This is a genomic window from Deltaproteobacteria bacterium, assembly GCA_016874755.1.
In the GTDB taxonomy this organism is placed as follows: domain Bacteria; phylum Desulfobacterota; class Binatia; order UBA9968; family UBA9968; genus DP-20.
The window spans coordinates 1-5214 of the sequence record VGTH01000088.1 but is presented as its reverse complement, the minus strand read 5'-3'; the positions used below and the strand labels follow the sequence as shown (position 1 = coordinate 5214).

General features: G+C 58.4%; 6 protein-coding genes. All 6 read right to left on the bottom strand.

Annotated features, from left to right (window positions below; translation table 11 throughout):
• A partial coding sequence (locus tag FJ145_26405; protein ID MBM4264943.1) for an RluA family pseudouridine synthase occupies positions 1-825 on the bottom strand: 825 nt, incomplete at its 3' end.
• A gap of 7 nt (positions 826-832) precedes the next feature.
• On the bottom strand, positions 833-1768 hold the full coding sequence (locus FJ145_26400; protein MBM4264942.1) for a bifunctional riboflavin kinase/FAD synthetase: 936 nt from the start codon (positions 1766-1768) through the stop codon (positions 833-835).
• Between the two features lie 72 nt (positions 1769-1840).
• Complete coding sequence (gene ybgF, locus FJ145_26395) at positions 1841-2686, bottom strand: tol-pal system protein YbgF (GenBank protein ID MBM4264941.1); 846 nt, start codon at positions 2684-2686, stop codon at positions 1841-1843.
• 23 nt (positions 2687-2709) lie between these two features.
• Positions 2710-3294, bottom strand: a complete 585-nt coding sequence (gene pal, locus FJ145_26390) for a peptidoglycan-associated lipoprotein Pal (protein ID MBM4264940.1) — start codon at positions 3292-3294, stop codon at positions 2710-2712.
• A 79-nt stretch (positions 3295-3373) separates the two neighbouring features.
• Positions 3374-4708 carry a Tol-Pal system beta propeller repeat protein TolB gene (gene tolB / locus FJ145_26385; protein MBM4264939.1) on the bottom strand — a complete coding sequence of 445 codons (1335 nt, stop codon included), beginning with the start codon at positions 4706-4708 and terminating at the stop codon, positions 3374-3376.
• A 3-nt stretch (positions 4709-4711) separates the two neighbouring features.
• The coding region (locus tag FJ145_26380) for a cell envelope integrity protein TolA (GenBank protein ID MBM4264938.1) at positions 4712-5214 on the bottom strand (503 nt) is incomplete at its 5' end.

Here is a 5214-nt window from a genome sequence, read left to right as displayed (position 1 = left end):
GACCTCTTTGTTCTTGTTTTGAAAAGCCTTGCCGCCGTAAACCGCATCGCCAACCAAGGGAAATTTCATATCGGCCATGTGAACGCGCAGTTGGTGCGTTCGCCCGGTATGCGGCTTTAGGCGCAGTAAACTCATTGCCTCTCCGCCTAAACGGAACCGCGCCTCAACCTGCCATTCGGTCACTGCGTTGCGCTTGTGCGGCAAAGCAAAGAGGCTCGACATTTTCTTTCGGTCCGAACGATGGCGGCCAACGGCTCGATCGACCGTGCCTCGCTCCCCTGGCAGCCAGCCCCAGACCAGCGCAAGGTACTCCTTTGCTACGGTACGCTCGCGAAACTGGCGCGCCAGACTCTCCAATGCTGAAGCGTTCTTCGCCACCACCATGACGCCAGAAGTATCCTTGTCGAGACGATGGACGATACCGGGACGCCGCTCGCCGCCGATACCTTCCAGGCTTGGGCAGTGATGCAGCAGTGCGTTGACCAAAGTGCCCTCGGTCTGACCGGCCGCGGGATGCACGACCATTCCCGCTGCTTTATTGACGACGATAATATCCGGGTCTTCAAACAAAACCGCGAGGGGCAGATCCTGCGCCGCCAGGGACGATGGGTTTGCGGCCAGTTTGCCGATCTCGACCAGGTCCGCAGGGCGCAACCGCGCACTTGGCTTCACCGTCTGCTTGTTGAGTTTTACCAACCCCCCGGCGATCAACTTCTGCACCGCGGCACGGCTGGTCGACGCCGGCTCTGACTCTTCGAAGTACTCGGTCAGAAAGCGGTCGAGCCGCATACCATCGGCGTTGGCAGGCACCGTGACGACGTGCATGATCGCCTCAGCTACCTTGGGTGAGAATCGCCTTGGCGGCGCTGACGTCGCGCTCGATTTGCCCAATTAAAGCTTCCACAGACGGAAAGTTCTCTTCGCCGCGCAATCGTTTGACGAAGCAAAGCTTTACTTCTTGATTGTAGATGTCGCGGTCAAAATCAAAGATGAAAGTTTCCACTGTCCTCGGTCCCGCGCCGAAGGTCGGGTTGTGACCGATGCTGCTCGCGCTTGGCCAACGCTGCCCCGCCACCTCGATAAAAGTCGCATAGATGCCGTCCGCGGGCAGCACCTCGGTGCGGCTTTCAATGTTGGCCGTCGGAAAGCCCAACTGGCGGCCACGCCGCGCGCCGGCAACGACTTTGCCGGATACGAAATGATAACGCCCGAGCAAGGGCGCTGCTTCATCGACTCGCCCAGCGTCGATCAACTCGCGAATACGCGAGCTGCTCACTCGCTCTCCGCCGATCAACACCGGATCCACCGTGCCAACCTCGAAGCCCAACTCGCGCCCCCAAACCTGGAGAGCATCGACCGTGCCCAACCGCGCCTTGCCGAAGCGCAGGTCTCTACCCGCCCAGATTTTTCGCAGCTTGAGATCTTTCAGCAGAACCGAACGGACGAAATCCACAGCGGCCATATTAGCGAAACCAGCGTCGAATAATTGGAGCACCGTAAGATCGATGCCCGCCGACTCAAACAGCGCCATCTTATCGTCCATCGCCAACAACAATTTCGGCGCGCGCTCAGGCGCAAAGAAACGCAGCGGATGCGGATCGAAAGTGAACACCACCGCCGGCACGTTTTGGGCGCGCGCATCGCCGATGGTATTTTGCAGCAACGCTTGGTGGCCGACATGGACACCATCGAAGTTTCCTAAGGTCACAACGGAGCCGGAAAGCGACAGCCCCCCGGCGCGGATGTCACGAACGATTTGCATCAGCATGAGTCGTAATCGAAAACCGCGCACCTGTCGAGCCGATGCCAAACCACACCGGCGTTCGCCCCGGGTGTGCTGTTAAGATTCGAGGGATTTGAGCCGCTGCTTGGCCCGCGCCGCCTCGGGCGCCTGCGGATATTTTTCCACCACCTCTTGGAGGACCAGCCGGGCGTTCAGCTTCTCGCCCAACTCAGCGAAGGCAAAGCCTTGCTTCAGCAGGGCCGCGGGAACTTTTTCGCTTTGCGGAAAGCGCCGGCGCACCGCATCGAACTCGATGATCGCCTGATCGAACTCGCGCAGCCCGTAATGTGACTCGCCGAGCCAGTATTGAGCGTTACCGGCAAGCTTGCTTTTGGGATTTTTCTTGACGAACTCGCGGAACCGACCCGCCGCGGCCTTGTAATCTTTTTTATCGAAGGCTGACCAGGCGGTTTCATAGTCTTTGCGCACCGCTTCATTTTCGGCTTTGCTGGCCTCCGCGAGCCCTTCGCTGGGCGACGGCGCGCTTGCCACCTTCTGAGCTTCCTGCGCAGCGGCCTCTTTTAGTTTCTTGATTTCCTCGTCGCGGCTTTTGAGTAACTCGGCCTGGGTTTTGGACTCTTCCTCCAGTTTCGCCAGCCGTGCTTCTAAACTCTTAACTCGCTGATCGCCCTCACGACTCGACTGGCCGATCTGCTTGCCCATCTTCACACTCGCTTCCTCAATCCGCTCTTTGACGGCATTCAAATCGCGCTGCATGGGCTGCATATTCGCCCGCGTGTCGGCGAGATTGCCGCGCACCGACTCCAACTCGGTTTGCACCGCGCCGATGTCGCTGCGCAGGCGCCGTTGTTCACGCTCGATGATTTCGAGTTGTTGCGGATGAACGCAGCCGAAGAATCCGCCCGCGAGCACAAGCGCAACGATGATGGTTCGTTGATTCATGGTTGTTCTCGCATTGAAATCGCTCAGGATGCCGGCCTAGCTGGTAGAACCACAAAGCGAGCTCGGCGATTTTGCCGCCAGCAGCCTTCGCTTTGGTCTTTGCAAACCGGAATCTCCGCCCCGTAGCTGATCGTCGAGAGACGCTCGGCCGAGATACCCAACGTAGCCAAATAGTCCTTGGCGGACTGGGCCCGCTTGGCGCCCAAGGCTAGGTTATATTCGTTAGTGCCGCGGTCGTCGCAATGACCTTCGATCTCGACCCGCGCCGCCGGGTTGCTTTTCAGCCAGTCGGCGTTGACCCTAAGCGTCTCGCGCGCATCGCCGCGCAGATCGTAACGATCGTAGTCGAAGTAAACATCTTTAAGTGGGCTCGTCGGAGCCGTAGCGCTCGACTTGCCTTCCCGCAGCTGATCGAGGCTCGAAGCAGTCGGCCCAGTGTTGGATTCTTTGGTTGCGCCACGTTGCCCTTCGCCGACGCTACCGCTCTTGCTGCCACCTGCTCCCGTCGCAGGCGCCCCGGGGGTTATCGAAGTATCGGGTCGAGAGGTGGTGCTCGGAGCGCATCCCGCGGCGAGAAAAAGCGCTCCTGCGAACAGGTAGCACGACATTTTAAATTGCGTCATGAATGGGTCCCTCCGTAAACATCACGTTAAGGACAATAGGAATATGAACTGATAAATTAATAAACTATTCTAAGCGCGGGGACCAGCTCGGTTTTGTATCATCGCCGTCAGAGCCTGTCAAACGTCGCTGATTGTCCCCGCTCGACTGCATGACATAGAGATGCCTCCTGCCGGCGCGATTCGAAGAGAAGGCGATAAACCGGCCATCCGGCGACCAGGTCGGATCTTCGCTATCGGCCGCTTCGGAGGTCAACTTGCGTGGCTCACCGCCCTCGGCGCTGATGGTAAAAATCGCAAAACGGCTGCCGACCCGCCCCGTGTACGCAATCCGATCGCCGCGCGGCGACCATTCAGGCGCAGTATTATAGTTGCCGGAATAGGTCAGCCGCCGCGATTTGCCGCTGGCCAGTTCGAAAACATAGAGCTGCGGCGAGCCGGCGCGATCCGAGACGAAAACCAACTGCTTGCTGTCTGGCGACCAAGACGGCGACACTTCAATGCCCGGATCACTGGTGAGCTGACGGATGGGATTGCCGTTGCGATCCAGCAACACAAGGTTGGTGTTACCACCGACCTCCAACGTTGCAGCCACATGCTGACCGTCGGGTGACAGCTTGCCGCTCAAATATTTACCATTGCGTGCTGCCCATTTCGCTTCTTTGCCGCTGTACAATTCAAAATGGTAAAGGTTTGGCGAGCGGTCTTTATACGAAGTGTAGATCACCGATTTACCGTCGCTGGTCCACGACGGCGACAGATTGATCGTGCGGTTCTTGGTCACCTGAAATTTTTCGCTGCCGTCCAGATGCGAAACAAAAATTTCTTTGAAGCGTCCGCCGCTGGTCGACACGTAAGCGATGCGCGTATTAAAAATGCCCGGGATGCCGGTGAACTGATTGATGATCTCATCGGCGAACTTGTGGGCGATGCGGCGATACTGTCGTATCGGATCGGTATAGCGTTTGCCGATCCGCTCCTTACTCTGGAAGACATCGAAAAGCCGCAGCTCCACCGTCACATCATCCCCCTGCACGGCAAAACCGCCTTTGACCAGACCTTCGGCGCCGACGGTCGACCAGTCCTTGAAGTCGAATCCACCGAGGGTAATACCGCTTTTTTGCGGATGCTCGATATGCATTGCGCGATCGATCACTTTGAACCAACCCGAGAGTTCTAGATCGTGCACGATGGCGTCGGCGATGCCGTCCGACAGCCGACTGTTGTCAGCGCCGCCACCGAGATTGCGCAGCGCGGCCACCGCGATGGGAAATTTGGTGCCGCCCTGGCCGACGATTTCACCGCGTTGCGTCGCACTGCCATCGTCGCCCTTGGTCTGCGCCCAGCTCCCACCGTGGAGAACAAACATCAACAGAAAAATGGCCGTCAGATGCCGAGACATAGATCAAGCTCCCAAATCCTGCGGGCGCGCGGTGAGCCAAAAGTTGGAAAAGCCCTCGGGCGGCGGCGGCAAGGGGCTGGACTTCCGCACCGCCCGCAAGACCGACTCGTCAAAGGATGCATCGCCGGAGGTTTGCACCACTTTTAAACCGGCAATCTCACCGTTCGCCTTTATCGAGAAGTAAACTTCAACTTTGATGTTGCCGCGACCAGGCCAAGCCCAATTTTCTTTGATTGTTTCAAGCATGCGGTTGCGATAGATCGAATGTTCCATACCACCGCCGCGTCCGCCCTTTCCCAACCCGGCAGCGCCCTCACCTTCCCCCGGCCCACCACTGCCACCGCCTTCTCCTTTAGACGATTTCTGCGCGCTTTCGTTTCGATTTTTCGCCCGCTCCGCCGCCGCTTGCATGATCCGCTCACGAACATTGTCGAGCGATCCCGATTCAGAGCCCGCCTCAGCTTTGGTTTCGCGCGCCGCTTCTTTGGCGATCGGCTCTTTGGTCT

Bases quoted from the DNA above. Each gene is read 5' to 3' on its own strand.
- ybgF (MBM4264941.1), bottom strand. From the start codon at position 2,686: ATGAATCAACGAACCATCATCGTTGCGCTTGTGCTCGCGGGCGGATTC.
- pal (MBM4264940.1), bottom strand. From the start codon at position 3,294: ATGTCGTGCTACCTGTTCGCAGGAGCGCTTTTTCTCGCCGCGGGATGC.
- FJ145_26400 (MBM4264942.1), bottom strand. From the start codon at position 1,768: ATGCTGATGCAAATCGTTCGTGACATCCGCGCCGGGGGGCTGTCGCTT.
- tolB (MBM4264939.1), bottom strand. From the start codon at position 4,708: ATGTCTCGGCATCTGACGGCCATTTTTCTGTTGATGTTTGTTCTCCAC.